The sequence below is a fragment of the Bradyrhizobium sp. BLXBL-01 genome, assembly GCF_051853025.1.
Taxonomy (GTDB): Bacteria; Pseudomonadota; Alphaproteobacteria; order Rhizobiales; family Xanthobacteraceae; genus Bradyrhizobium.
Genome location: NZ_CP182471.1, coordinates 2567195 through 2590123 on the forward strand (window position 1 = coordinate 2567195; position 22929 = coordinate 2590123).

Annotated in this window: 25 protein-coding genes; 22 read left to right on the forward strand and 3 right to left on the reverse strand. The window is 63.6% G+C overall.

What is annotated here, in order from left to right; translation table 11 throughout:
• The first annotated feature begins 8 nt into the window (after positions 1 to 8).
• From ACNJYA_RS11510 to ACNJYA_RS11520, 3 genes are read left to right on the forward strand one after another with little or no spacing between them, the layout of a single operon-like run.
• On the forward strand, positions 9 to 953 hold the full coding sequence (locus tag ACNJYA_RS11510; RefSeq protein ID WP_439402930.1) for an ABC transporter permease: 945 nt from the start codon (positions 9 to 11) through the stop codon (positions 951 to 953).
• Entirely contained in the window at positions 950 to 1762 is an 813-nt protein-coding gene (locus tag ACNJYA_RS11515) for an ABC transporter permease (RefSeq protein WP_439366421.1), read from the forward strand. The genes ACNJYA_RS11510 and ACNJYA_RS11515 overlap by 4 nt, the downstream gene beginning before the upstream one ends.
• Positions 1759 to 3366 (forward strand): ABC transporter ATP-binding protein, encoded by a 1608-nt coding sequence (locus tag ACNJYA_RS11520; RefSeq protein ID WP_439366422.1) that lies wholly within the window; start codon positions 1759 to 1761, stop codon positions 3364 to 3366. The genes ACNJYA_RS11515 and ACNJYA_RS11520 overlap by 4 nt, the downstream gene beginning before the upstream one ends.
• A 178-nt stretch (positions 3367 to 3544) precedes the next feature.
• On the opposite strand, the gene ACNJYA_RS11525 is transcribed toward ACNJYA_RS11520, so the two are convergent.
• A complete protein-coding gene (locus tag ACNJYA_RS11525) occupies positions 3545 to 4525 on the reverse strand; it encodes a LysR family transcriptional regulator (protein WP_439366423.1) in 981 nt (326 codons plus the stop codon).
• Between the two features lie 102 nt (positions 4526 to 4627).
• On the opposite strand from ACNJYA_RS11525, the gene ACNJYA_RS11530 reads away from it, so the two are divergent.
• Genes ACNJYA_RS11530 through aroQ form a run of 11 tightly spaced genes read left to right on the forward strand, consistent with a single transcriptional unit; the run spans position 4628 to position 12903 of the window.
• Positions 4628 to 5572: a ketopantoate reductase family protein gene (locus ACNJYA_RS11530; RefSeq protein WP_439366424.1), complete on the forward strand. Its 945-nt coding sequence runs from the start codon at positions 4628 to 4630 to the stop codon at positions 5570 to 5572.
• Between the two features lie 4 nt (positions 5573 to 5576).
• Positions 5577 to 5963 carry a VOC family protein gene (locus ACNJYA_RS11535; RefSeq protein WP_439367466.1) on the forward strand — a complete coding sequence of 129 codons (387 nt, stop codon included), beginning with the start codon at positions 5577 to 5579 and terminating at the stop codon, positions 5961 to 5963.
• 12 nt (positions 5964 to 5975) lie between these two features.
• A complete protein-coding gene (locus ACNJYA_RS11540) occupies positions 5976 to 6446 on the forward strand; it encodes a MaoC family dehydratase (protein WP_439366425.1) in 471 nt (156 codons plus the stop codon).
• Complete coding sequence (locus tag ACNJYA_RS11545) at positions 6443 to 7669, forward strand: CaiB/BaiF CoA transferase family protein (RefSeq protein ID WP_439366426.1); 1227 nt, start codon at positions 6443 to 6445, stop codon at positions 7667 to 7669. The genes ACNJYA_RS11540 and ACNJYA_RS11545 overlap by 4 nt, the downstream gene beginning before the upstream one ends.
• Before the next feature lie 3 nt (positions 7670 to 7672).
• Positions 7673 to 8500, forward strand: coding sequence for a shikimate dehydrogenase (gene aroE / locus ACNJYA_RS11550; RefSeq protein ID WP_439366427.1), 828 nt, complete (start codon positions 7673 to 7675; stop codon positions 8498 to 8500).
• Between the two features lie 15 nt (positions 8501 to 8515).
• Positions 8516 to 9370: a shikimate dehydrogenase gene (locus ACNJYA_RS11555; RefSeq protein ID WP_212255223.1), complete on the forward strand. Its 855-nt coding sequence runs from the start codon at positions 8516 to 8518 to the stop codon at positions 9368 to 9370.
• Positions 9371 to 9421: 51 nt separating this feature from the next.
• Positions 9422 to 10090 carry an amino acid ABC transporter permease gene (locus tag ACNJYA_RS11560; RefSeq protein ID WP_212255224.1) on the forward strand — a complete coding sequence of 223 codons (669 nt, stop codon included), beginning with the start codon at positions 9422 to 9424 and terminating at the stop codon, positions 10088 to 10090.
• 11 nt (positions 10091 to 10101) lie between these two features.
• Entirely contained in the window at positions 10102 to 10758 is a 657-nt protein-coding gene (locus ACNJYA_RS11565) for an amino acid ABC transporter permease (protein ID WP_271506113.1), read from the forward strand.
• Positions 10759 to 10809: 51 nt separating this feature from the next.
• On the forward strand, positions 10810 to 11637 hold the full coding sequence (locus tag ACNJYA_RS11570; protein WP_439402931.1) for a transporter substrate-binding domain-containing protein: 828 nt from the start codon (positions 10810 to 10812) through the stop codon (positions 11635 to 11637).
• Positions 11638 to 11693: 56 nt separating this feature from the next.
• Positions 11694 to 12440: an amino acid ABC transporter ATP-binding protein gene (locus ACNJYA_RS11575; protein ID WP_246570748.1), complete on the forward strand. Its 747-nt coding sequence runs from the start codon at positions 11694 to 11696 to the stop codon at positions 12438 to 12440.
• Positions 12441 to 12453: 13 nt separating this feature from the next.
• Complete coding sequence (aroQ, locus tag ACNJYA_RS11580; protein ID WP_212255226.1) at positions 12454 to 12903, forward strand: type II 3-dehydroquinate dehydratase; 450 nt, start codon at positions 12454 to 12456, stop codon at positions 12901 to 12903.
• 94 nt (positions 12904 to 12997) lie between these two features.
• Here aroQ and ACNJYA_RS11585 read toward each other — a convergent pair whose 3' ends face one another.
• A complete protein-coding gene (locus ACNJYA_RS11585) occupies positions 12998 to 13882 on the reverse strand; it encodes a LysR family transcriptional regulator (RefSeq protein WP_246570750.1) in 885 nt (294 codons plus the stop codon).
• 202 nt (positions 13883 to 14084) lie between these two features.
• Between ACNJYA_RS11585 and ACNJYA_RS11590 the strand changes: the two genes are divergently transcribed.
• The 4 genes from ACNJYA_RS11590 (at position 14085) to ACNJYA_RS11605 (ending at position 18760) form a co-directional block, all read left to right on the forward strand.
• Positions 14085 to 15689 (forward strand): MFS transporter, encoded by a 1605-nt coding sequence (locus ACNJYA_RS11590; RefSeq protein ID WP_439402932.1) that lies wholly within the window; start codon positions 14085 to 14087, stop codon positions 15687 to 15689.
• Positions 15690 to 15732: 43 nt separating this feature from the next.
• Positions 15733 to 16605 carry an MBL fold metallo-hydrolase gene (locus ACNJYA_RS11595; protein WP_172785613.1) on the forward strand — a complete coding sequence of 291 codons (873 nt, stop codon included), beginning with the start codon at positions 15733 to 15735 and terminating at the stop codon, positions 16603 to 16605.
• Positions 16606 to 16622: 17 nt separating this feature from the next.
• Positions 16623 to 17594 carry an alpha/beta hydrolase gene (locus ACNJYA_RS11600; protein WP_439402933.1) on the forward strand — a complete coding sequence of 324 codons (972 nt, stop codon included), beginning with the start codon at positions 16623 to 16625 and terminating at the stop codon, positions 17592 to 17594.
• A 308-nt stretch (positions 17595 to 17902) separates the two neighbouring features.
• Entirely contained in the window at positions 17903 to 18760 is an 858-nt protein-coding gene (locus ACNJYA_RS11605) for an SDR family oxidoreductase (RefSeq protein ID WP_172785611.1), read from the forward strand.
• A gap of 78 nt (positions 18761 to 18838) precedes the next feature.
• Here ACNJYA_RS11605 and ACNJYA_RS11610 read toward each other — a convergent pair whose 3' ends face one another.
• Positions 18839 to 19354: a YciE/YciF ferroxidase family protein gene (locus ACNJYA_RS11610; RefSeq protein ID WP_212255231.1), complete on the reverse strand. Its 516-nt coding sequence runs from the start codon at positions 19352 to 19354 to the stop codon at positions 18839 to 18841.
• An 87-nt stretch (positions 19355 to 19441) separates the two neighbouring features.
• Between ACNJYA_RS11610 and ACNJYA_RS11615 the strand changes: the two genes are divergently transcribed.
• The 4 genes from ACNJYA_RS11615 (at position 19442) to ACNJYA_RS11630 (ending at position 22878) form a co-directional block, all read left to right on the forward strand.
• Positions 19442 to 19636 carry a hypothetical protein gene (locus tag ACNJYA_RS11615; RefSeq protein WP_172785609.1) on the forward strand — a complete coding sequence of 65 codons (195 nt, stop codon included), beginning with the start codon at positions 19442 to 19444 and terminating at the stop codon, positions 19634 to 19636.
• A 125-nt stretch (positions 19637 to 19761) separates the two neighbouring features.
• Positions 19762 to 19944, forward strand: coding sequence for a hypothetical protein (locus ACNJYA_RS11620; protein ID WP_212255547.1), 183 nt, complete (start codon positions 19762 to 19764; stop codon positions 19942 to 19944).
• Between the two features lie 170 nt (positions 19945 to 20114).
• Positions 20115 to 22436 carry a molybdopterin guanine dinucleotide-containing S/N-oxide reductase gene (locus ACNJYA_RS11625; protein ID WP_439402934.1) on the forward strand — a complete coding sequence of 774 codons (2322 nt, stop codon included), beginning with the start codon at positions 20115 to 20117 and terminating at the stop codon, positions 22434 to 22436.
• Positions 22437 to 22455: 19 nt separating this feature from the next.
• Complete coding sequence (locus ACNJYA_RS11630) at positions 22456 to 22878, forward strand: OsmC family protein (protein ID WP_439402935.1); 423 nt, start codon at positions 22456 to 22458, stop codon at positions 22876 to 22878.
• The last annotated feature ends 51 nt before the right edge of the window (positions 22879 to 22929 follow it).

Genomic DNA, 22929 nt, shown 5'->3' on the forward strand with positions numbered 1-22929 from the left:
GCGTCGGGATGTTGAGTTACCTCGCAAGACGGCTGGCCATGACGATCCCGACGCTGCTGCTGGTCGCCGTCGCGGTCTTCGCGCTGGTCCGGCTCATTCCCGGCGATCCCGTTCAGGTGATGCTGGGCGATGCCGCCGATCCCGCGCAGGCGGCGCAGCTCCGCGCCGAGCTGGGGCTCGACCAGCCGATCCCGGTTCAGTTCATGCACTGGGTCGCCAGGCTTGCGTCCGGCGATTTCGGCCACTCCATCACCAACAACCTTGCGGTACTGCCGCTGATCCTCGATCGCTTCCAGGTCAGTGCCGTCATCGTGCTGGTGGCGGTCGCGGCGGCCGCCTGCATCGCCGTTCCGGCCGGCCTCGTCGCCGCCTGGAAGCAGAACAGCCTGCTCGATCTCTCCGTGGTCGGCGGCGCCACGCTGCTGCTGTCGATCCCGAGCTTCTGGCTCGGCCTGCTGCTGCTGCTGCTGTTCGGCCTCAAGCTGAAATGGCTGCCGGTAATCGGCTATGTGCCGTTCGCGGAGAATTTCTGGCAGGCGATGACCTTCATCGTGCTGCCGATTGCGACGCTGACCATGGTGGAGATCGGCGTGCTCACGCGCATGGCGCGCGCTGCCTCGATCGAGGTGCTCAGGCTCGAATATGTCACCCACGCACGCGCAAAGGGCGTGCCGGAATGGCGCGTCCTTGCCCGCCACGTGCTGCCCAATGCGTTTGCGCCGACCTGGACCCTGATCGGCCTCGTGCTCGGACATTTGCTGGGCGGCATCGCCGTGATCGAGACAGTGTTCACGCTGCCCGGTCTCGGCCGGCTCCTGGTCGATTCCATCTTCGCCCGCGACTATCCCGTGGTGCAGGGCTGCCTCCTGTTCACGGCGGTGATCTATGTCGTGGTCAATCTGGTGGTCGATCTCTGCTATCCGCTGTTCGATCCGAGGGTGACGGTGGCATGAGGATGCGCGCCAACACCGCGATCGGCGGTAGCTTGATCGCGCTCCTGCTCGGTGCGGCGCTCACGGCTGCATTCTGGACGCCGTTCGACCCGCTCCGCATCAATCTGCGCGCGCGCCTGCAGGCGCCGTCGTCACTGCATTGGTTCGGGACGGACGAGTTCGGCCGCGACGTGCTCAGCCGCATCATGGTCGGGGCCGGCGCGAGTGTCGTGATTGCCCTGATCACGGTGCTGCTTGCGGTGACCGCCGGCATGGTGATCGGCTGTGCGGCCGGTTACATCCGCGGCTGGGTCGATCGCATCATCATGGCGGTCAACGACGCGCTTCTGGCGTTCCCCGGCATATTGCTGGCACTGGCGGTGATGATCGTGGTCGGCGCCAACAAGGCCGGCCTGATCCTGGCGCTTGGGCTAGCCTACATCCCCTCGGTGGTCCGCGTCGTGCGCGGCACCGTGCTGTCGATCCGCGAGAAAGAATATGTCGAGGCCTCGCGCGTCATCGGCAATTCTGAAGCCTATTCGATGTTCCGCCACGTGATGCCGAACGCGATCGCGCCGGTTGCGGTGCTCGCGACCAGCATGTTCGGCTGGGTGCTGCTCGCCGAGAGCGCGCTGAGCTTCCTCGGTCTCGGCGTGCCGCCGCCGGCGCCGACCTGGGGCAACATGCTGGCATCGAGCCGTCCGTTCATGGAGACCGCGGCCTGGCTCTCGATCGCGCCGGGCCTCTGCATTGCGCTGACGCTGCTCGGCATCAACCTGCTTGGCGATTCTCTGCGTGATCGCCTCGACCCCAGGATGGCGCACGGATGACGCTGCTGTCGGTCGAGAATCTGCGCATTGAGGCCTCCGCGAGCAAGGGGGCGATCGTCGAGGATTTGTCCTTTGCCGTCGAGCGTGGCGAGTTCCTCGCCGTCGTCGGCGAATCCGGCAGCGGCAAGACGGCGGCGGCGCGCGCCGTGCTCGGCCTGTTGCCGCCAGGGCTGTGCACGGCCGGCGGCCGCATCGTGCTCGACGGCATCGACCTTGCGAATGTCTCTGCGCGCCAGATGCGGACGCTGCGCGGCCCTGTTGTCGGCATGGTGTTCCAGGAGCCGATGGTCTCGCTCAATCCCGCCATCAGCGTCGGCGCGCAGATGGCCGAAGGCCTCGGCCTGCACGAGCGGCTCAGCCGGCGAGAGATCAAGCGCCGCTGCCTCGACATGCTGGCGCGCGTGCAGATTCGCGATCCCGAACGGACCTTCGACGCCTATCCGCACGAATTCTCCGGCGGCATGCGCCAGCGCATCATGCTGGCATCGGTGATGCTGCTGAAACCGAAGCTGCTGATTGCGGACGAACCGACCACGGCGCTGGATACGCTGACGCAGCGCGAGGTGCTCGACCTCATGGTCGGGCTCGCCCGCGACCACGGCACCTCGGTGATGCTGATCACCCACAATCTCGGCCTCGTGTCGCGCTACGCGCAGCGCGCGCTGGTGCTGCGCCAGGGCAAGATGGTCGAAACAGGCACGACTCAGCAGATCCTGTTCTCGCCGCGCGAAGCTTATACCAAGCGTCTTGTCGAGGCCCTGCCGCGTCGCGGCGCCACGACGAAGGCGCGACAGGGCGGCGAGCCTCTCGTCAGCGTGCGCGGGCTCAAGGTCGGCTTTGCCGGGCGGCAGCGGCTGTTCGGTCGCGATACCGGCGTCTCCGCCGTCAATGGCGTCGATCTCGACATCGCCATGGGCGAGACCGTCGCCGTCGTCGGCGGCAGCGGTTCGGGCAAGACCACGCTCGGCCGCGCCATGCTGCGGCTGATCCCGACCTCCGGCGGTGAGATCAGGTTCCGGGGCAGGGACGTGACCGCGACCGTCGATCGCGACTTCCGCCTGGCTTCGCAGCTCGTGTTCCAGGATCCCTATTCCTCGCTCGATCCACGCATGCGCGTCGGCGAGATCGTCGCCGAACCATTGCGCCACGTGCCGAAATTGACGTCGGATGAACGCGACAGGCGCGTCGAGACGATGCTGGAGGAGGTCGGGCTTGCCGGTTTGGCTGCGCGCTGGCCGCACGAACTGTCCGGCGGTCAGCGGCAGCGCATTGCGATTGCGCGCGCCATCGTGCGCGAGCCGGCCTTCGTCGTGGCCGACGAGCCGGTATCGGCGCTCGACATGACCATCCAGGCGCAGGTGCTCAAGCTGTTCGACCGGCTGCAGGCGCAATACGGTTTTGCCTGCCTGTTCATCAGCCATGATCTCGCCGCGGTCGAGCAGGTCGCCGACCGTGTCGTGGTGATGCAGGGCGGCAAGATCGTCGAGCAGGGCTCGCGCGACGACGTGTTCGATCGCCCCCGGCATGACTACACCAAGGCGCTGCTCGCGGCCGCGCCCGTCCTGGATTTCGCCGGGGCGACGGCGGAGCGCGCCTCGGGCTGAACGGGATCTTGCGGGACAGGCTCTTGTCTTGGCTACGAGATCTACCCGGTATCTCGTTTCTGACCTGCGAGGAGATGGCGGGTCAGTACGATTTGAAATCGTAGAGCAGAGGCTTGCAGCATCGCTCTCACGAGATCCGGGCAATCCGGGGAAATGGGACCGGTCACGAAGGCGCGGCTTACGGCTGCACCTCGCGCGGCCTTCGTTTCCGTGGCCGACCGGAACGATGCAGGCCCCGCACGTCCTGCTGTTGAAACAGCTCCCCGCATAAATCACGCAACCACTGGCTCGCCGGGTCGTGATGGAAGCGGGCGTGCCAATATTGCTTGACCGTAAAGCCGGCGATCGCCAGCGGGCAATCGAGCACGCGCAGTCCGTAATAGTGGGCCAACGTTTCGCCGATGTGCCTTGGCAGGGTGGCGATCAGGTCGGTCGTTCCGACGATTGCGGGTAACCCCAGAAAGCCGGGGAGCTCCAGCGCAACATCGAGGATCATCTGCTGCTGCTTTAGCGCGTCCGCGAGCAATTGATGTCCGGTGCCGGAGCGAATGAGGACGTGCGCCTCACGCCTGAAATCCTTCATCGAGATGCGGTCGCGGATTCGGGCATGTCCTGCGTTTGCCAGGCAGACCCAATCCTGCGGAAACAGTGCTTGTTGGAAGTGTCCGGCGTCGAGATCCGAGATGTAACCGAGCGCCAGATCGGCCTCGCCGGACTGCAGCATTCGTGGCGTATCGCTGCCGATCTGCGCTGCCTCGATGCGGATGCCGGGCGCAGCACGGCGAACGTGGGCGAGTATGGCGGGAAGCAGCGTGATGTGGCTCGCATCCGTCATGCAGATGACGAAGCGGCGCTTTGCAGTCGCCGGATCAAACTCGGTGCGAAGCTCCGCCAGACGCCGCAGCATCTCCAGCGCCTGTCTGGCCGTGCCGATGAGAGCCTCGGCGCGCGGCGTCGGCAGCATTCCCTCCGCAGACCGGATGAAGAGCGGATCGTCCAATTCTTTCCGCAGGCGCGCGAGCCAGATCGAAATGGTCGGCTGACTTTGGCCGAGCTTCTCGGCTGCTTTGGTGACGCTGCCGGTGGTGAACAGGGCGTCAAACAGCCTGAGCAGGCGCGGCTCCAAAAGGTTCGCCTCGGAGAGGTCCAGGTGCTTCATTGCGTTTCGCAATAATGGTTATAAGGATCATAGCATATCCAAATATCAAGCGGCTTGCTAGCACGCTTCCAACGCCAAAATGGGCGAGGGAGAAGCGTTCGGATGAGGATCTGCTTTATCGGAGCGGGAGCCTTGGGCTCGACCATCGGTGGCGCGCTGGCGCGCGGTGGTGCCGAAGTTTGGCTGATCGATCCGTTTCAGGCCCATGTCGACGCGATCAACGCCAGCGGTCTGCGGATGCTCGAAGGTGACGCCGAGACCGTCGTGAAGGTCTCCGCCTGTACCTCGGCGACCCAGGTCGGCATCGTGGCGGACCTCGTCGTCGTCCTCGTCAAATCCTACCACACGCGGGATGCGATCCGATCGGCCGCGCCGATCATCGGGCCGCAGACGGTTGTGATGTCGCTCCAGAACGGTCTTGGCCACGAGGACATCCTTTCGGAGGAAGTCGGTCGTGACCGCGTGATCGCAGGCAAGACCTATGTTGGCGGCGTGCTGCTCGGCCCCGGTCATGTTCGCTCCGGGGTCGTCGGCAAGGAAACCATCATCGGCGAGCTTGATGGACGCTTGACGGAACGCGCACAGCGGATTTCCGAGACCTTCAATCGTGCCGGCATTCTCACGCTGCTCAGCGACAACATCATGGGCACGATGTGGGACAAGTTGTTCATCAACGTCGCCGGAGGAGGAATCACCGCCGTGACCGGTCTCACCTATGGCGGTCTCTATTCGCTGCCGATCCTGGAAGATTGCGCGCTGGCCGCAATCTCGGAGGGCATCGCGGTCGCGCAAGCTGCCGGCGTGAAGATCTCGATTGCCGATCCGCGCCGTGCCTGGACGATGGCGTCCGCTGGACTGCCGCCCGAATTCAAGACGTCGATGTTGCAGAGCTTGCAGTCCGGCAATCTGACCGAGGTCGACTACATCCACGGCTCGGTCGTGCGCTGGGGCGCCAAGCTCAACGTGCCGACCCCCGTCAATTCCACCCTCGTCGCATTGGTCAAGGGGCTTGAATACGCCCGCAGCGATTATCCAGGAAAGGCCTGAGGCGATGTCGCTACCGCGGGCCTATGTCGAACATGTCGCGATCCGCGTGCCCGACGTTGATCGTCACGTCGACTTCTTTCGTGAGGTGCTTGGTCTCACTATCCGAGACGAGCAACCCGCCGATGGTGCCCGGCCGCGTCAGGTCTGGGTGCTCGGAAGCGTGCAGCTCATCGAAGAGCCCAATTTCGTCGGACCGGAGGGGCGCCTCGCCCACCTCGGCATCATGGTCGACGATTACGAAGGCGTGCTCGCCCGTGCTGCCGCGTGGGGCGCCAAGGCGTTGCCCGCCGGGCCAAACTGGCTCGAACTGCCGGGCGGCCTGAACATCGAGATCTTGCAAGCCAGCGCAGGCGCCGTGGAAGCGGCCCTTGCGATCAATCCACGAGCCTAAGGAAGACACGATATGACCGTCGAGCGCTATTGGGACGATGCCAAGGTCGGTGACGAATGCGTCACACCCTCGGTGACGGTCACCGAGGCGATGGTGAATGCCTATGCCGAGCTGACGGGTGATTTCACGCCGGTCCACGTCGACGAGGAATACGCCAAAACCACACCATTCGGTGCGCGCGTCGCGCACGGGCTGTTTGGTCTGTCGCTGGCCGACGGTTTGAAGACCCGTGCCGACTACCGCTTCCTTCCGGGAATGTCGCTGGGCTGGACATGGGATTTCAAGCTGCCGATCAAGCTCGGCGACACCGTCCACGTCAAGTTTCGCGTCGGTTCAATGCGAACAACCAAGCGGGAAGGGTGGGGCATTGTGGTGCTTCCCTCGGAGTTGATCAATCAGCGCGGGGAGGTGGTGCAGCTCGGTGAGCATCGGCTGATGATTCCGATGCGCTCTAAGGCCAAGGCCGCAGGAGAGCAGGCATGACCGCGCAAGATCTGCCTCTCAAAGGCATCCGCGTCATCGACTACAGCCATTTCCTGGCAGGCCCGTTCATGGGCCGCTGCCTCGCCGCGATGGGCGCGGAAGTCATCAAGGTGGAGCGTCCGAAGGCAGGCGATGCGGGCCGCGCCCACGGCTATTTCAAGGACGGACAATCCGGCTATTTCCTGCAGCAGAACATGGGGAAGCAGGGATTGTGCATCGATCTGCGCGACAAGCGCGGTCTCGACATGATGATGATGCTCATCGACACGGCAGATGTATTCATCGAGAATTACCGCCCCGGCGCACTCGAGCGCCTCGGGCTCGGTTACAAGGCGCTGTCGGCGCGGAATCCCGGTCTGATCTATTGCTCGGTTTCCGCCTATGGCCACACCGGTCCCTATGCCGACCGTCCGGGCTTCGGCCTGATCGCGGAGGCAATGTCGGGCGCCCTGGCACAACTGGGCTCCCTCGGTGAAGCGCCGCCGCTGCTGCGGATGCCGCTGGCCGACATGTATACCGGCATTCACGGTGTGGCTGCCATCAATGCCGCGCTGGTTGGCCGCGTGTCGTCCGGACGCGGCCAGCATATCGATCTCGCACTGTACGACTGCATGGTCTCGATGCACGACTATGCGGTGCAGCGCTATTTCCTCTCCGGCGGTGCCGACCTGCCGAAGCAGACCGGCAGCGGACAGCCGGACTCGACCGTCTACGGCGTCTTTCCGGCCAGGGACGGCAATCTCGTCATCGCGGCGCAAGTCGACGATGCGTGGCGACGCTTGGCGACTCTGATTGGGGGAAGCAGCTTGTCATCCGACCAACGCTTCACCACGCCTGCCGCGCGGAACGCCCATTATGCCGAAGCGATGGACATCGTGCGCAATTGGACGCTGTCACAGCCGTCCCGGGATGCCTGCCTCGCGGCCCTCGACGAAGCTGGTGTGCCGTCGGCTCCCGTACAGACCATCGAAGAGGTCGTGAAGGATCCGCAGATCCACGCGCGCGGCATGCTGGTCGAGCAGGAGCATCCTGTCCTCGGCAAGGTGACGTTGCCGAACCTGCCGTTCCGGTTCTCCGATTGCGACACCACGGTGCGCACGCCGGCACCACTGCTCGGCCAGGACAATCGTCGCATTGCAGAGTCGCTGGGTCTGTCGGCCGAGCTCGTCGAGGCGATGGTGCGCGACGGTGTCCTCTACAACGAAGCCGCGGTGCAGGAGTGAGCCATGAGCGATCGTTATGCGGTGATCGGCAATCCGATCGGCTTCAGCAAATCACCCCTCATCCATGGCACGTTCGCCAAGATGACCAGACAGGACCTTGTCTATGAGGCGATCGAGGCACCGCTCGACGGCTTCACCGAACGGGTTGATCAATTCCGGACAGAGGGCGCCAAGGGGCTGAACATCACCGCTCCGTTCAAGCTCGATGCCTTCGAATACGCCAACGAGCTCTCGGAAAGCGCCGAGCGAGCTGGCGCCGCAAACTGCCTGAAGTTCGTCGGTGATCGGATCATTGCTGAGAATTTCGACGGGATCGGCCTCGTGCGTGACATCACTGTCAATCTCGGGCTCGCACTCGCCGGCCGCCGCGTCCTGATGCTCGGCGCCGGAGGAGCGGCGCGCGGCGCGTTGCTGCCGTTCCTGCGCCAGGAGCCGTCCGAGCTGGTTCTGGTCAACCGAACGCTGTCGAAAGCGGTGGCATTGGCCGAAGAGTTTGCCGGCTGTGGTCCCCTGATCGTCAGCGGCTATGCCGAACTGGCCGACCTTGCCGAAGGCTATGACGTCGTGATCAACGCGACATCGGCCAGCCTGCGCGGTGAAATGCCGCCGCTTCCAGGCAACGTCTTCCGCGGTGCGGAGCTGGCGTACGAACTCGCCTATGGCAAAGGACTGACTCCGTTTCTGCAAGCGGCCCGCGCCGAAGGTGTCGCCAGGCTGGCCGACGGCGTCGGCATGCTGGTGGAGCAGGCGGCCGAAGCTTTTGCCTGGTGGCGCGGCGTCAGGCCGAGCACGGCTCAGGTCATCGCCGAACTGACCGTCCCCCTGAGCTGACCGGCGATGCCGAGCATGCATCCGAAATCCAGCTTCCTCGTCGGCCTGATCGGCAGCGGCATCGCGGCGTCCCGCACCCCGCCGATGCACGAAGCGGCCGCTGATGCCGCGGGCATCCGCTATCTCTACAAGAAGATCGACCTGACGGAGCTGAAACTCGGTGCAGAAGCGCTGCCGGAATTGCTCACGGCGGCAAAGTGGATGGGCTTTGACGGGCTGAACGTGACCCATCCCTGCAAGCAGGCGATTCTCCCGCTCCTGGACGAGCTTGCGCCGGACGCCGAGGCTCTTGGTGCCGTGAACACCGTGGTCATCAGGGACGGTCGAATGAGCGGCCACAACACCGATTGGTTCGGCTTCGCGGAGAACTTTCGCCGCAACATGCAAGGTGCGCCGCTCGGCCGCGTCGTCCAATTTGGCGCGGGCGGTGCGGGCGCAGCGGTCGCTTTCGCGCTGATGAAGCTCGGCGTGCGGGAATTGACCATTGTCGACGTCGACGTGGCCAAGGCGCAGAGCCTGGTCGACAGCTTGTCCCCTCGATTTGCAGAAGGGCGCTTGCGGGCCGGCCAGGATGTTGCAGCGGCCGTGGCTGCCGCAGACGGAATTGTCAACGCGACGCCGATCGGCATGGACAAATATCCGGGCACGCCGCTGCCGACTTCCCTGCTGCGTCCCGATCTATGGGTCGCTGAGATCGTCTATTTCCCGCTGGAAACCGCATTGCTGCGCGCGGCGCGCGCCCTCGGCTGCCGCACCGTCGACGGCGGTGGCATGGCGATCTTCCAGGGCACCGAAGCATTCCGCCTGTTCACGGGCATCTCACCTGATCCGGACGTCTTCTTCGCGACCTTTGCATCCCTGGGAGGGTGACACCCGGCCGATGGGCGAGCGGCACGTACAACGCCCGAGAGGAAACGCAAGATGGGCTATACGCTCGATTTCTCGGTGGTTTGGCATGCCATGCCCGCGCTGCTGTGGGGGTGCGTGGGTACGCTTGGCCTGGCGCTTGCCGGCATGACACTCGCGATGTTGATCGGTGTCGCCGGCGTCGCGGCACGCGATTCGAAGGCGGTCTGGTTGCGTGCTCTCGTAATCGGCTTCGTCGAGATCGTGCGCAATACGCCGTTTCTGGTGCAGATCTTCTTTCTGTTCTTTGCCCTGCCGCTCGTCGGATTGAAGCTCAATCCGACAGTCACCGCCATCATCGCGCTCGGCGTCAATGGTGGCGCGTACGCCATCGAGATCATCCGCGGCGGGGTGCAATCCATCCATCAGGGACAGGTCGAGGCTGGCTACGCGCTCGGACTGCACAAAGGGCAGGTGTTCCGGTTCATCGTGCTCAAGCCCGCGCTTCGCGCGATCTACCCCTCGCTTACGGGTCAATTCATCATGCTGACGCTGACCTCGTCGATCTGTTCGGCGGTATCGGCCTACGAATTGACGTCGGTTGCGCAGCGCATCGAAAGCGACACGTTCCGCAGCTTCGAGGTCTACTTCTCCGTCACCTTCCTCTACCTCGCGATCTCCTGGCTGTTGATGCTGGGCTTTGCGATCATCTCTCACCGCTTCTTCTCATATCCGACACGCTGAGGGAGGCGATCATGACACCGCATTTTGGTCTTCCCGAGTTCGGCTTCCTGCTGCGTGGTCTGCAATGGACCGTGCTGCTGACGCTGGTCGCGTTCGTGGGTGGCTGCACGGCGGGGCTCGCTATCGCTTTGCTGCGCACCTGCGGCCACAGGGGCGTGGAGTGGATTACCCGCATCTATATCGGGATATTCCAGGGCACGCCGCTGCTGCTGCAGCTCTTCGTCGTGTATTACGGATTGGCGCTGACCGGCTTGAAGCTCGACGCGTTCGTCGCGGTGGCGATCGGTTTTACCGTAAATGCCTCCGCCTTCCTCGGCGAGATCTGGCGCGGAGCGATCCAGGCCGTGCCGCGTGGCCAGACCGAGGCAGCGATGGCGCTTGGTCTGCACTATTCGTCGCGCATGCGCGACATCGTGCTTCCGCAGGCGATCCGCATCTCGCTGCCGGCGACCATCGGCTATCTCGTGCAGCTCATCAAGGGCACCTCGCTCGCTGCCATCGTCGGCTTCATCGAACTCGCTCGCGCCGGCCAAATCGTATCGAACCAGACCTTCCAGCCGTTGCTCGTCTTCGGCGTGGTCGGCGCAATGTATTTCATCCTCTGCTGGCCACTCTCGTGGTGGGGCAGCCGGATGGAAGCCAGGCTCGCCCTGGCCAGTCAAAGGTAGGAATGGCGCACCTGCTCAATCAATACAGCCATTACAAGGAGGAGGAATTTCATGTTGTTTTCACTCAATCGTCGCCGGCTCGGCGTTGCGCTTTTGACTCTGGGGGCCATCGCTGTCGCAGGCGAATCGCAGGCGGGCACTCTGGAAGACGTGAAGAAGAAGGGCGTCGTCGTCATCGGCATTCAGGGCGACAATCCACCGTGGGGCTATGTGGATAGCTCGGGAAAGCAGGATGGCATCGATGCCGACATGGGGCGTGCCTTCGCTGAATATCTCGGCGTGAAAGCCGAGTTCGTCCCGCTGGCGGTGGCCAATCGTATTCCGGCGCTGACCACGGGCCGCGTCGACATCCTCTTCGCAACCATGGCCATGCTGCCCGAGCGCGCGAAGGCGGTGCAGTATTCCAAGCCCTACGTCGCCAACGAGATCACGCTGGTCGCCGCCCAGGCAACGCCGATCAATAGCAATGCCGACATGAGGAAGTTCGTCATCGGCGTACCCAGGTCGTCCACGCAGGATACTCAGGTGACCAACAACGCGCCGTCCGGGACCGAGATCCGCAGGTTCGACGATGATGCCGCCACCATCCAGGCACTGCTCTCCGGCCAGGTCCAGGCAGTCGGCGCGAACCTGTTTTATCCGCAGCGCCTCAACGCCGCAAAGCCGGAACTCGGCTTCGAACCCAAGCTTCACTTCACCGCGCTTTACAACGGCGCTTGCACCCGCCTGGGCGACAAGGAATGGAACGAGACGGCCAACAAGTTCATCGACCAGATCAAGTCGAACGGCAAGTTGGCCTCTTTCTACGCCAAATGGATGAAGGTCCCGGTCCCGGTCTTTCCGGACTCTGTCCCCGGCGTTCCCTTCACCGTCCAATAGGCACTGCGGCGGCCGACGCGATCCGCGTCGGCCGCCGCCCAACGGCGGAGACCAGCATGCAGGACCAGATCCTGATTGAAATGAAGGGCGTCCAGAAGTGGTACGGCGGGTACCAAGCTCTCCGCGACGTCGATCTCACCGTGCGCAGAGGTGAAAAGATCGTGCTTTGCGGCCCGTCCGGCTCGGGCAAATCGACGCTGATCCGCTGCATCAACCGCCTGGAGCCGATTCAGCAGGGCAGCATCGTGGTGAACGGCCATCGGCTGGACGATAGCATCAAGGCCATCGATGTCGTACGTCAGGACGTCGGCATGGTCTTTCAGAGCTTCAACCTTTTTCCGCATATGACGGTGTTGCAGAACTGTATGCTCGCGCCCATCCGCGCGCGCCGGATCAGCAAGACCGAGGCGGAGGCGACCGCGCGAAAATACCTCGAGCGCGTGCGCATCGGTGACCAGGCCGAGAAATATCCGGCTCAGCTTTCCGGCGGTCAGCAACAGCGCGTCGCGATCGCGCGGGCGCTCTGCATGCAGCCGAAGGTGATGCTGTTTGACGAGCCGACCTCGGCGCTCGACCCTGAGATGGTCAAGGAGGTGCTCGATACGATGATAGGCCTGGCCAATGATGGCATGACCATGATCTGCGTCACCCACGAGATGGGCTTCGCCCGCCAGGTTGCCGATCGCGTCATCTTCATGGCCGAAGGTCAGATCATCGAGGAAGGCGCGCCCGACGCCTTCTTCCGCAATCCTCAGCATGCCCGCACCAAGCAGTTCCTCGGCGAGATCCTTGCCCATCATTGAACGGAGTTATCTCATGAGTCGCCTTGTCTACGTCCTGAACGGGCCAAATCTGAACCTGCTCGGCAAGCGCCAGCCCCACATCTACGGTCACGAGACGCTTGCGGACGTGGAGCGCGATTGCCGAACGCTGGCCGGGGAGCTTGGCCTGGAGCTTCGCTTCCATCAATCCAACAGGGAGTACGAGCTGATCGACTGGATCCACGAGGCGCGCGAGACGGCTGCCGGTATCGTGATGAATCCGGCGGCGTTCACCCATACGTCGGTCGCCATCCTGGATGCCTTGAATACGTTCGAGGGGACAGTGATCGAGGTGCACATTTCCAACGTGCACAAGCGCGAGGAATTCCGCCACCACTCGTTCGTCTCTAAACGAGCCGATGGGGTCATCGCAGGGTTCGGCACTCAGGGTTATCTGCTTGGTTTGCGTCGTGTGGCCAAGCTGCTTGATGAGAAGAAAGTGTAGCATCCGAAGGCGGCGCGCGTCCGCCTGACGGTGATGGGAGGGGGTGAAGAGACGGCGGTGATCCTCTCGGACTTCGCGTGTTCAGTTCTCGTTGTCAGGTGGCGCAATCCTTGAGTTGCTGCCGAAGCCATTGATGGCCGCGATCGTTGTCGAATCTGGCGTGCCAAGTGGCGTGCAGCGTAAAGGGCCTCGTATCGAAGGGCAGGGGCAGAGATTGCAAGACGTCCTGGTAGCGGCTGAGAAAGCGCTGCGGAAGAGTGCAGACGAGGTCGGTCGACTGCAGCAATAGCGGCACGACGCTGTAGTGCTGAACCGACACAGCGACGCGGCGCGTCAACCCGTCCTTCGCCAGGACATCGTCGATGAAGCCGCGAAAGCCGCCGCCTTCTCCCGAAACGATGACATGCTCCAGGCGCGAATACTCCTTCATCGTGGGCCGTCGCGACCCGCGCGGATGATCCTTGCGCTGGGCCATCATGAATCGTTCTTCGAGCAGCGGCTGGGACGGCATTCCGTTTGGTGCTGCATTTTTGGAAACCAGTGCGACATCCAGATCTCCCGCCTCGAGCTGGCCGGCCAATTTCGTCAAATCGATCGACCGGAAAGCGAACCGGATGCCCGACAAGCCGTCCCGCCGCGAGAATGAGACCAGCCGCGATCCGACAATGGCGGTTGCGTTGTCGTTCGCGCCGATCGTGAAAGTGCGATCCGATGTCTTCGGGTCGAAACCAGACGGTGTGCCGATAACGTCTTGCACATTCTGAAGCGCGAGTCGCAGGGGCTCTCTGAGCTCGTTTGCCCGCGGGGTGAGAACCATGCCTTTCCCCGATGCGGCAGGCGTCAGCAGCTGATCCTCGAATAGATCGCGCAACCTCGCCAGCTGGGCGGAGAGTGCCGGTTGACTGATGCCGAGCCGCGCTGCCGCACGGGTGATGTTCCGCTCATCGAGCATCACCGTGAGCGACACGAGCAGCGGCATATCATGCCCCCTGATATTCATCAGGATTATACCCCCTATCTCATCTATCGATTTCAAATATCACACGGCAGCGGTCATCAACGCAAGCCGGGTCATATGTGCCGCGAAAGCGGACAAGACAGCTGCGGGGGCACTGATGAGGAATCTACCAAACGCCGGTCCTGGTGCGGCAGAGCCTACCATCGAGTTGCAGCGAAGGGTCATGATCGCGGCGACCGTCGGTACGGTCATCGAGTGGTACGATTTCTTCATGTATATCTCGGTGGCTTCGGCCATCTCGGTCAACTTCTTCTCGGGCGACAACCCGGTTTGGGCCAACGTCTTCGCGCTTCTCACCTTCGGCACCGGGTATCTCGTTCGACCGTTTGGAGCGCTGGTGTTCGGCCGCATCGGCGACATGATCGGACGCAAGCAAACCTTTCTCACCACGATCCTGATGATGGGATTTGCAACCGTTGCGGTCGGCCTGGTGCCGAGCTATGCGTCGATCGGCCTGTGGGCGCCCTCGATCTTGATCTTGCTGCGAATGATCCAGGGATTGGCGCTCGGCGGTGAGTATGGCGGTGCCGCGACCTACATCGCAGAGCATGCCCCGCAGGGTCGCCGTGGCTGGCTGACGTCCTGGCTGCAAACCTCTGCACCGATCGGCTTCGTTCTCTCGATGCTCTCCGTGTATCTCATGCGCGCCAGCATGACGCCCGAGGCCTTCAATGACTGGGGCTGGCGCATCCTGTTCATCAGCTCGGTGTTGCCGCTCGCGATCTCTGTCTGGATTCGGTTGAAGCTGCAGGAATCGCCGCTCTTCCTCAAGATGAAGAATGAGGGGACGCTCTCCAAGTCTCCGATCTCCGACACGCTCCGGGCGTGGCCGAATCTGAAGCGCGTGCTGATCGCGATGTTTGCGATGGTGGTCCCCCAGAGCGTGCTGCTGGTCGGTGCTCAGATCTATTCTCTGGTGTTTCTCACCGGCACGGCCAAGGTCGATCCGCAGATCGCGAGTCTCCTGGTCGGTGCGGCCCTGATGCTGACGCTGCCGGTGATGATTTTCTTCGGCTGGCTGAGTGATCGCTACGGCACCAAGATATTCATCCTGGCTGCCTGCGTCATTGGCACCTTCACCTACCTTCCCCTCTACAAGGCGCTCACCTTCTATGCCAACCCCGCGCTGTATACGGCGCAAGCCGTCGTCCCTGTCACCGTTGCAGCCGATGCATCGGAGTGTTCCTTCCAATTCAATCCGGTCGGGACGGCGAAATTCACCACGGGGTGCGACATCGCCAAGAACGCCTTGATACGGTTCGGCGCACCTTATTCCACCAGGTCCGAAGCAAAAGGCGCGGTCGCGACGGTTTTCGTCGGCGCCAGGGCCATTCCGGTTGCCACGGCAGGGCAGGCTCCGGACGTCGCGGCGTTCACCGGCAAGCTGAAGCTCGCGCTCGAGGAGGCCGGATATCCGAACCGTGCCGATCCAGGTGCGATGAACTTCGGCATGATCATCCTGGTGCTGGCGGCGCTCAGCACGGTCGCGGGCATGATCTTTGGTCCGCTGGCATCGGCGATGACCGATCTGTTTCCGCCCCAGGTGCGCTACACGTCGGTCTCGTTCAGCTATCACGTGGGCAACGGCTATTTCGGTGGCCTCTTGCCGGCGATTGCCGCGGCCTTCCAGATTGCGAGCGGCGATATATACGCTGGCCTGTACTACGTGATGGTCGTTTCGGCGATCTCGTTCTTTCTCGGCTTGTTCTGGCTTCGATCCGGGCCGGCAGCGGCCAAGGTCCCGTCAGTCGCGACGGCGGCGGCGTAGCGGTCGCGTTTCAATCTGCACAATGCAAGAAAGTCTGTTTCAAATGACCGCAGTGCACGCGATCGGCAACGTTGCCATTCGTCAGGTTATCGAAATGCGAGGTCCGGGTTTCACCCCGGACTTCCTCTTCCCGAATTGGGATCCGTCGGTTCTGGAGACGCACCGAGCGCTGATGATACCGGATTGCTTCGACGAGGCGGAGGGCCGCTTCATCGCCAGCATCCACACCTGGGTTCTGAAGACGCGGCACCACACGATTCTGATTGACAGTTGCGCGGGTAACGACAAGGACCGTCCGATGCTGCCGCGCTTTCATCAGCTGAATCTGCCCTTCCTCGACCGGCTGGCGGAAGCGGGCATCTCACCCGAACAGGTCGATTATGTCTGCTGTACCCACCTGCACGCCGATCATTGCGGCTGGAACACGCGACTCCTCAACGGCCGCTGGGTGCCGACGTTCCCGAATGCCAAGTACGTCTTCTCCAAGGCCGAGTACGATCATTGGTCCGGCCCGGCTGGCAAGGAAGGATTCAGCGCCGGCGTATTCGAGGACAGCGTTCTTCCTGTCATCCAGAGCGGACAGGCTGAAATCGTCGATGGCGAGGCCGCGATCGGAGATGGTCTTACGTTCCATCCAACCCCGGGGCACAGCCCTGGTCACGTCGCTGTCCAGCTCTCCGACCAGGGACAGAAGGCGCTCTTCAGCGGCGATATCATGCATCAGCCGCTTCAGATCTATCGTCCGGACTGGAATAGCGCGTTCTGTGAGCACGGAGAGCGTGCCCGCGCATCGCGCCGCTGGCTTCTCGAGCAGGCAGCGGAAGATCGAGCGACCGTATTCACGGCTCATTTCGCCAACACGTCGGCCGGGCGGGTCACGCGCAGCGGCGATAGGTTCGACTGGCGGTTCGTGTAACCTGAGAGGACACCGAGATGCAAAAATCGATCGCCGACAGCATCATCAGCGAAGAGATGATGATCCCGAGCGACACCGCAGGGATCGAACTCTTCGTTCGCAACAAGCGACGGTCCGACTTGGTCCGGTTTTCGGCCGAGAAGACCGTGTTGTTCGTCGCAGGATCGACCTATCCGGCGTCGACTTCGTTCGATCTTCGTCTGGATGGCGTGTCCTGGATGGATCATCTGGCCCAGCAGGGCTATGACGTCTATCTTGTCGATGTCCGTGGCTACGGCAGGTCGACCCGTCCGTCAGAAATGGAAGAACCGGCGTCCGACAATCAGCCGATCGTGCGCACGCCTGTCGCTGTGCGCGACGTTGCGAGTGCTGCTGCGTTCATCCGGTCACGGCGAAGTGTCGACAGAATCAACCTGATCGGGTGGTCGTGGGGCACGACGCTGATGTCACGCTATGCCTCGGAGAACCTGGCGCACGTCAACAAGCTCGTTCTGATCGCGCCGCAATGGCTCCGGACCACCCCGAGCGCGGCTGATTCCGGCGGACCCCTCGGCGCCTATCGCGTTGTCGAGCGATCGGCGGCCAAGAGCCGTTGGCTCAACGGCGTTCCCGATGACAAGAAGAACGCGATATTGCCGCCGGCCTGGTTCGATGTATGGGCGGAGGCAACTTTTGCCAACACGGGACTTGGGTCGGACAAGCTGCGGGCGCCGAACGGAACGGTTCAGGACAGCCGCGAATATTGGGCATCCGGCAAGCCGCTTTATGATCCTTCCTTGCTCACGATGCCGGTCCTGATCGTCCATGCCGACCAGGATCGCGACTGCCCGATGGATATGGCGCAAACGGTGTTCAGCAAGCTATCGGCAGCGCCGTATCGCCGCTGGATCGAGATCGGCGACGGCACGCACTCGGTATTCATGGAGAAAAATCGCTGGCAGGTCTTCGCTGCGGTCGACGGTTTCCTTGACGAACGAATGCCAGCGTAGGACGCACGCCGCGATGAACGCGCGAGGTGGTTTCCTCTCCAAGGCGCTCGCAAGCTTGGACTTTGGGGCTAGTCTGTTTCGAGGCGGAACCGGCCGACAAATGAGAACTTTGCAAGCATCGGTGAGCGGCATTCACCTGTTGTCGAGGCCGCTCGGAAGCAAGACGGAGTGCGGATCTGAACGACCCGCCTCACGCAAGCTGCGGGCGAACCCTGGTACGTCGCGGAGCCGGGGCACGTCTATCCTCATGCACGGCAGGAACACTTTCGGCGGCGCTCCGTTAGCGCAGCAAACGCCGGGAGTTGTCCATGATCGATTATCCAAAGCCGCCTTATCCTGCGCAGCAGCAGCCGATGCCGGGCTCGACGCGGGCCATGCAGCCGCGACCGGATCACGGCGAAGAGAGTTACAAGGGCGCCGGCCGTCTTGCTGGAAAGAAGGCCATCATCACGGGCGGCGACAGCGGCATCGGCCGCGCGGTGGCGATCGCCTATGCGCGTGAAGGCGCGGACATTGTCATCTCCTATTTGAACGAGGACGAGGATGCGGCCGAGGTCAAGGCGCTGGTGGAGCGGGAGGGACGCAAGGCCGTCCTGATCCCGGGCGATATCAGCAATCCCGAGCATTGTCGCGCCATCGTGCGTCGCACCGTCCAAGAGCTTGGCGGCATCGACATCCTCGTCAACAACGCCGCCCATCAGGCGACGTTCAAGGACATCGCAGATATCAGCGACGACGAATGGCGGCGGACGTTCGAGACCAACATCCACGCCATGTTCTATCTGGCCAAGGCTGCCGTCCCCCACATGCGGCCGGGGTCCGCGATCATCAACACGGCCTCTGTGAATTCCGACATGCCGAACCCGAGCCTTTTGGCTTATGCCACGACGAAGGGAGCCATCCAGAATTTCACCGGCGGGCTCGCGCAGATGCTGGCCGAGAAGGGCATCCGGGTCAATGCGGTGGCCCCGGGGCCGATCTGGACGCCGCTGATTCCCTCGACCATGTCGGAGGAAAGGGTCAAGAACTTCGGCAAGCAGGTGCCGATGCAGCGCGCCGGTCAGCCGGCCGAGCTCGCGACGGCCTATGTCATGCTGGCCGATCCGCTTTCGAGCTACACGTCGGGGGCGACGTTGGCCGTCACCGGTGGCAAGCCGTTCATCTGACCGGAGGTATCTGTTCGCAGCGGAGATCCGGATGGCCGCGCCGCGGGCGCCGCCATCGTCTTGCTCAGCCTGCCTCGATCACGCGGCGTTGGACGCCTTGGCGTTGACGCCTTTGCGCAGGGCCACCGTGTTGAGCTTGGTGTTGGCGGCCTTCTCTTCGTTCAGATTGGTGGTGAGGAAGCGCACGATGTCGTCGTGGCCGAGCTCTTCCGCCCAGGCGATCAGCGTGCCGTAGCGGCACATTTCATAGTGCTCCACCGCCTGTGCGTTGGCGACGATCGCAGCGTCCAGCACGGCCTTGTCCTCGATCTCGCCGGCGGTCTCGTCGGCTTCCTTGATCAGGCCGTCGATGGCCGGACAATGCATGCCGCTCGGCTCCTTGCCGAGCTTGGCGAAGACCTTGTCGAGGCGCTCGACCTGCTTGTTGGTCTCTTCCAGATGCGCCTTCAGCCCGGCGACGAGATCCCTGTTGGTCGCCTTGTCGATCATCTTCGGCAGCGCTTTCAGAATCTGCTGTTCTGCGTAATAGATGTCCTGGAGCCCGTGCAGCAGCAGGTCTTCCATCGATTTGATGTCCTTGGTGAAGAATCCCATAAAAGACGTCTCCTTTTCACAATGATGGCAGTGGAACGCGGCGCGGCCGCCGCTGTTCCATTCCCGTGTGCAGATCGGGAGAGCCGAATGAGCGATGGAGTGGATCATTTTGCGGACCTGCTCGGGCGTGCGGCGATGGACGTGTGGGGCGACATGCCTCGCGACATCCAGGAAGCACTGTTCGAGACCGCGATGAAGGGCCGCGACACCGAGCGTGAGGAGCTCGCGCGATTGCTGCACGAGCGGCATCCGCGCACGCTGCATCCTGCCCGACCAGGCTGACGCAGCGGGTTCTGGAACCAACATGCGATCTCCTGATTGGTGAATCGGGTGGCGCGCCACACGGGCTCCAATGAGCACCGCGCGGGGCGCATCGCCCGAGCCTGTCAATTTGTGAGTCGACCGTCGTGACTGAGATGAATATCGGCAAATGGTACGACCCGATTTCGGAGCGGTGGATCGTGCCTCGCCAACCCCCCACTATCGCCGCGCTTGATCGGTCGAGCGCGGAGAACGTGCCGGAGGCGAACAAGAGAGAAGAGACGCAGCGGATCTGGAATCTGCTGGTCGATTGCTGCGCACGCGGATGATGCAGCGTCGGCGCCATAACGCGCTCGATGACACTCGGGAGTGTCAACAGCCCTGAGGCTGGCTTTGCGCGGGGCAGGTCAGCGTTCCCGTCAACCCTGATCTCGACGACGTCCGGAGCGGATCGGTATATTACCACCCTTTGCCGACGCCGCCGGAACAAGGATCAGAGATGGACGATACGATTGGCTTCCCCGACCCCGGTCTTGACCTGTCGGACGGCTTCAAGCCGCACACCTCACATTGGGGCGTGTTCTCCGCGCGCCAGGGCGTGGCCGGGCTGGAGGTCAGGGCCTATGCGGGCGATCCCGATCCGAACGGCATCATCGACAATTTTCCCGGCGCGCTCCGCCACCAGGCGCGCATCGCCCAGCCGGCAATCCGCCGCGGCTGGCTCGAGCGTGGACCGGGCCCCGACGATCGCCGCGGCCGCGACGAGTTCGTCTCCGTCAGCTGGGACAAGGCGCTCGATCTCCTCGGTGACGAACTCGGCCGCATCCGCGACACGCGCGGACCCGGCGCCGTGTTCGGCGGCTCCTATGGCTGGTCGAGTGCCGGGCGCTTCCATCACGCCCAGAGCCAGGTGCATCGCTTCCTCAATATCGCGATGGGCGGCTATGTGCGCTCGGTCAACACCTATTCGTCCGGTGCGTCCTCGGTGCTACTGCCGCAGATCCTGGCCGGCTACGAGGACATCACCAAGCGCAACGTCACCTGGGAGCAGATTGCGACCGAGACGGACATCGTGCTGGCCTTTGGCGGCATGGCGCTGAAGAACTCCATGGTGGCCGGCGGCTCGATCAGCAAGCATGTCGAGCGCGGCGCCATGGCGGCGGCGCGGGCGCGCGGCTGCGAGTTCATCCTGGTCAGCCCGCTGCGCGACGATCTGCCGGTCGAGGCCGGCGCCGAATGGATGGCTTGCGTGCCCGGCACCGACACCGCGTTGATGCTCGGCATCGTCCATACGCTGGTCGGAGAGAACCTGCACGACCAGGCCTTCCTCGATCGCTACACCGAGGGCTGGCCAATCTTCCTGCGCTATCTCAACGGTGAGAGCGACGGCCAAGCCAAGCACGCCGAATGGGCCGCCGCGATCTGCGGCGTCGAGGCGGATGCGATCCGCAAGCTGGCGCGGCGTCTTGCCGGAAAGCGCGCGCTCGTCACCGTCTCCCATTCGCTGCAGCGCGCCGAGCATGGCGAGCAGCCGGTGTGGATGGGCATGGTGCTGGCGGCGGCCCTCGGCCAGATCGGCCTTCCCGGTGGCGGCTATGCCTATTCGCTGGGGGCGATCGGCTATTACGGCCGCCGCGTCAACGACGTGCCGGGGCCGACGCTGGGGCAGGGCCGCAACGGCGTTGCCGATTTCATTCCGGTGGCGCGCATCGCCGACATGCTGCTCAATCCCGGCGGCACGTATCGCTACAACGGCGAGACGCGCACCTATCCGGACATTCGTCTGGTCTACTGGGCGGGCGGCAATCCGTTCCATCACCATCAGGACATCAACCGCCTGCGCAAGGCGTTCGCGAAGGTGGACACGCTGGTCGTGCACGAGCTCGCCTGGACCGCCACCGCCCGCCACGCCGACATCGTGCTGCCTTCCACGATGACGCTGGAGCGCGAGGACATCGGCTATTCCACCAACGACCCGCTCATGGTCGCCATGCACCGGATCGCCGAGCCGTTCGGGCTGGCACGCGACGACTACGACATCTTTGCCGATCTCGCCGAACGTCTCGGTGCGCGCGAGCCCTTCACCGAGGGACGCACGTCGCGGCAGTGGCTGGAGCGTCTCTACGAGCCGACCCGCGCCTCGCTGGCGAAGCGCGGCCTGGAGGCGCCTGACTTCGACGAGTTCTGGGCGCGCGGCAGCCTGGTCGTGCCGCAGCAGCCCGACGACGGCGGCCGGCTGCGCCGCTTCCGCGAGGACCCCGTCAATCACGCTTTGCCGACGCCGAGCGGACGGATCGAGATCTTCTCGGCCAAGATCGCAGCGCACGGCGATGCGGATTGTCCCGGCCATCCGGTCTGGCTCGACAAGACCGATATTCCCAAGCGAGGTGCACCGTGCTTCCTCGTCGCCAACCAGCCGGTGACGCGCCTGCACAGCCAGCTCGATTTCGGCGGGCATTCGCTCTCCGCAAAGCATCGCGGCCGCGAGGTCGCGCGCATGAACCCGGTCGATGCACAGGCGCGCGGCATCAAGGACGGCGACATCATCCGCCTGTTCAACGAGCGCGGCGCGTGCCTCGCCGCGGTCCACGTCACCGACGGCATCTCGCCCGGCGTGGTTCAGCTTCCGACCGGCGCGTGGTATGATCCGATGGATCCCGAAGACGAGGCGCCGCTCTGCGTTCACGGCAATCCGAACGTGCTGACTCGCGACGTCGGCACCTCGTCCCTGGCGCAGGGCTGCACCGGCCAGTTGACGACCGTCGAGGTGGAGAAGTTCACCGGCAATCTGCCGCCGATCCGCGCGTTCGATCCGGTGTAGACAAGCAAGGAGAGCTGAGATGATCCGCAAGGCAACAGCAGTCTGGAAGGGCACTGGTCGCGATGGCACGGGCCAACTGTCGAGCGAATCCGGCGTGCTTGCCGCGACGCCCTATTCGTTCAAGACCCGCTTCGAGAACGAGAAGGGCACCAATCCCGAAGAGTTGATCGCCGCAGCCCATGCCGGCTGTTTCACCATGGCGCTTGCCTTCGGCCTGCAAATGGCGGGTTTCACGCCGGACGAGCTCTCGACCGAAGCCGCCGTCACGCTCGAGCCCGAAGGCAAGGGCTTCAAGATCAGCAAATCCGCGCTGACCCTGCGGGCGAAAGTGCCTGGTCTCGACGATGCCGGCTTCGCCCGGTTCGCCGGCGAGGCCGAGAAGAACTGCCCGGTGTCCAAGGTGCTCAACGCCGCCATCACGCTCGACGCCAAGCTGGCCTAGGGCAAGCGTTTGCTTCCGGTCCGTCCGGTCCAGGCACCGGGTGGACCCGCG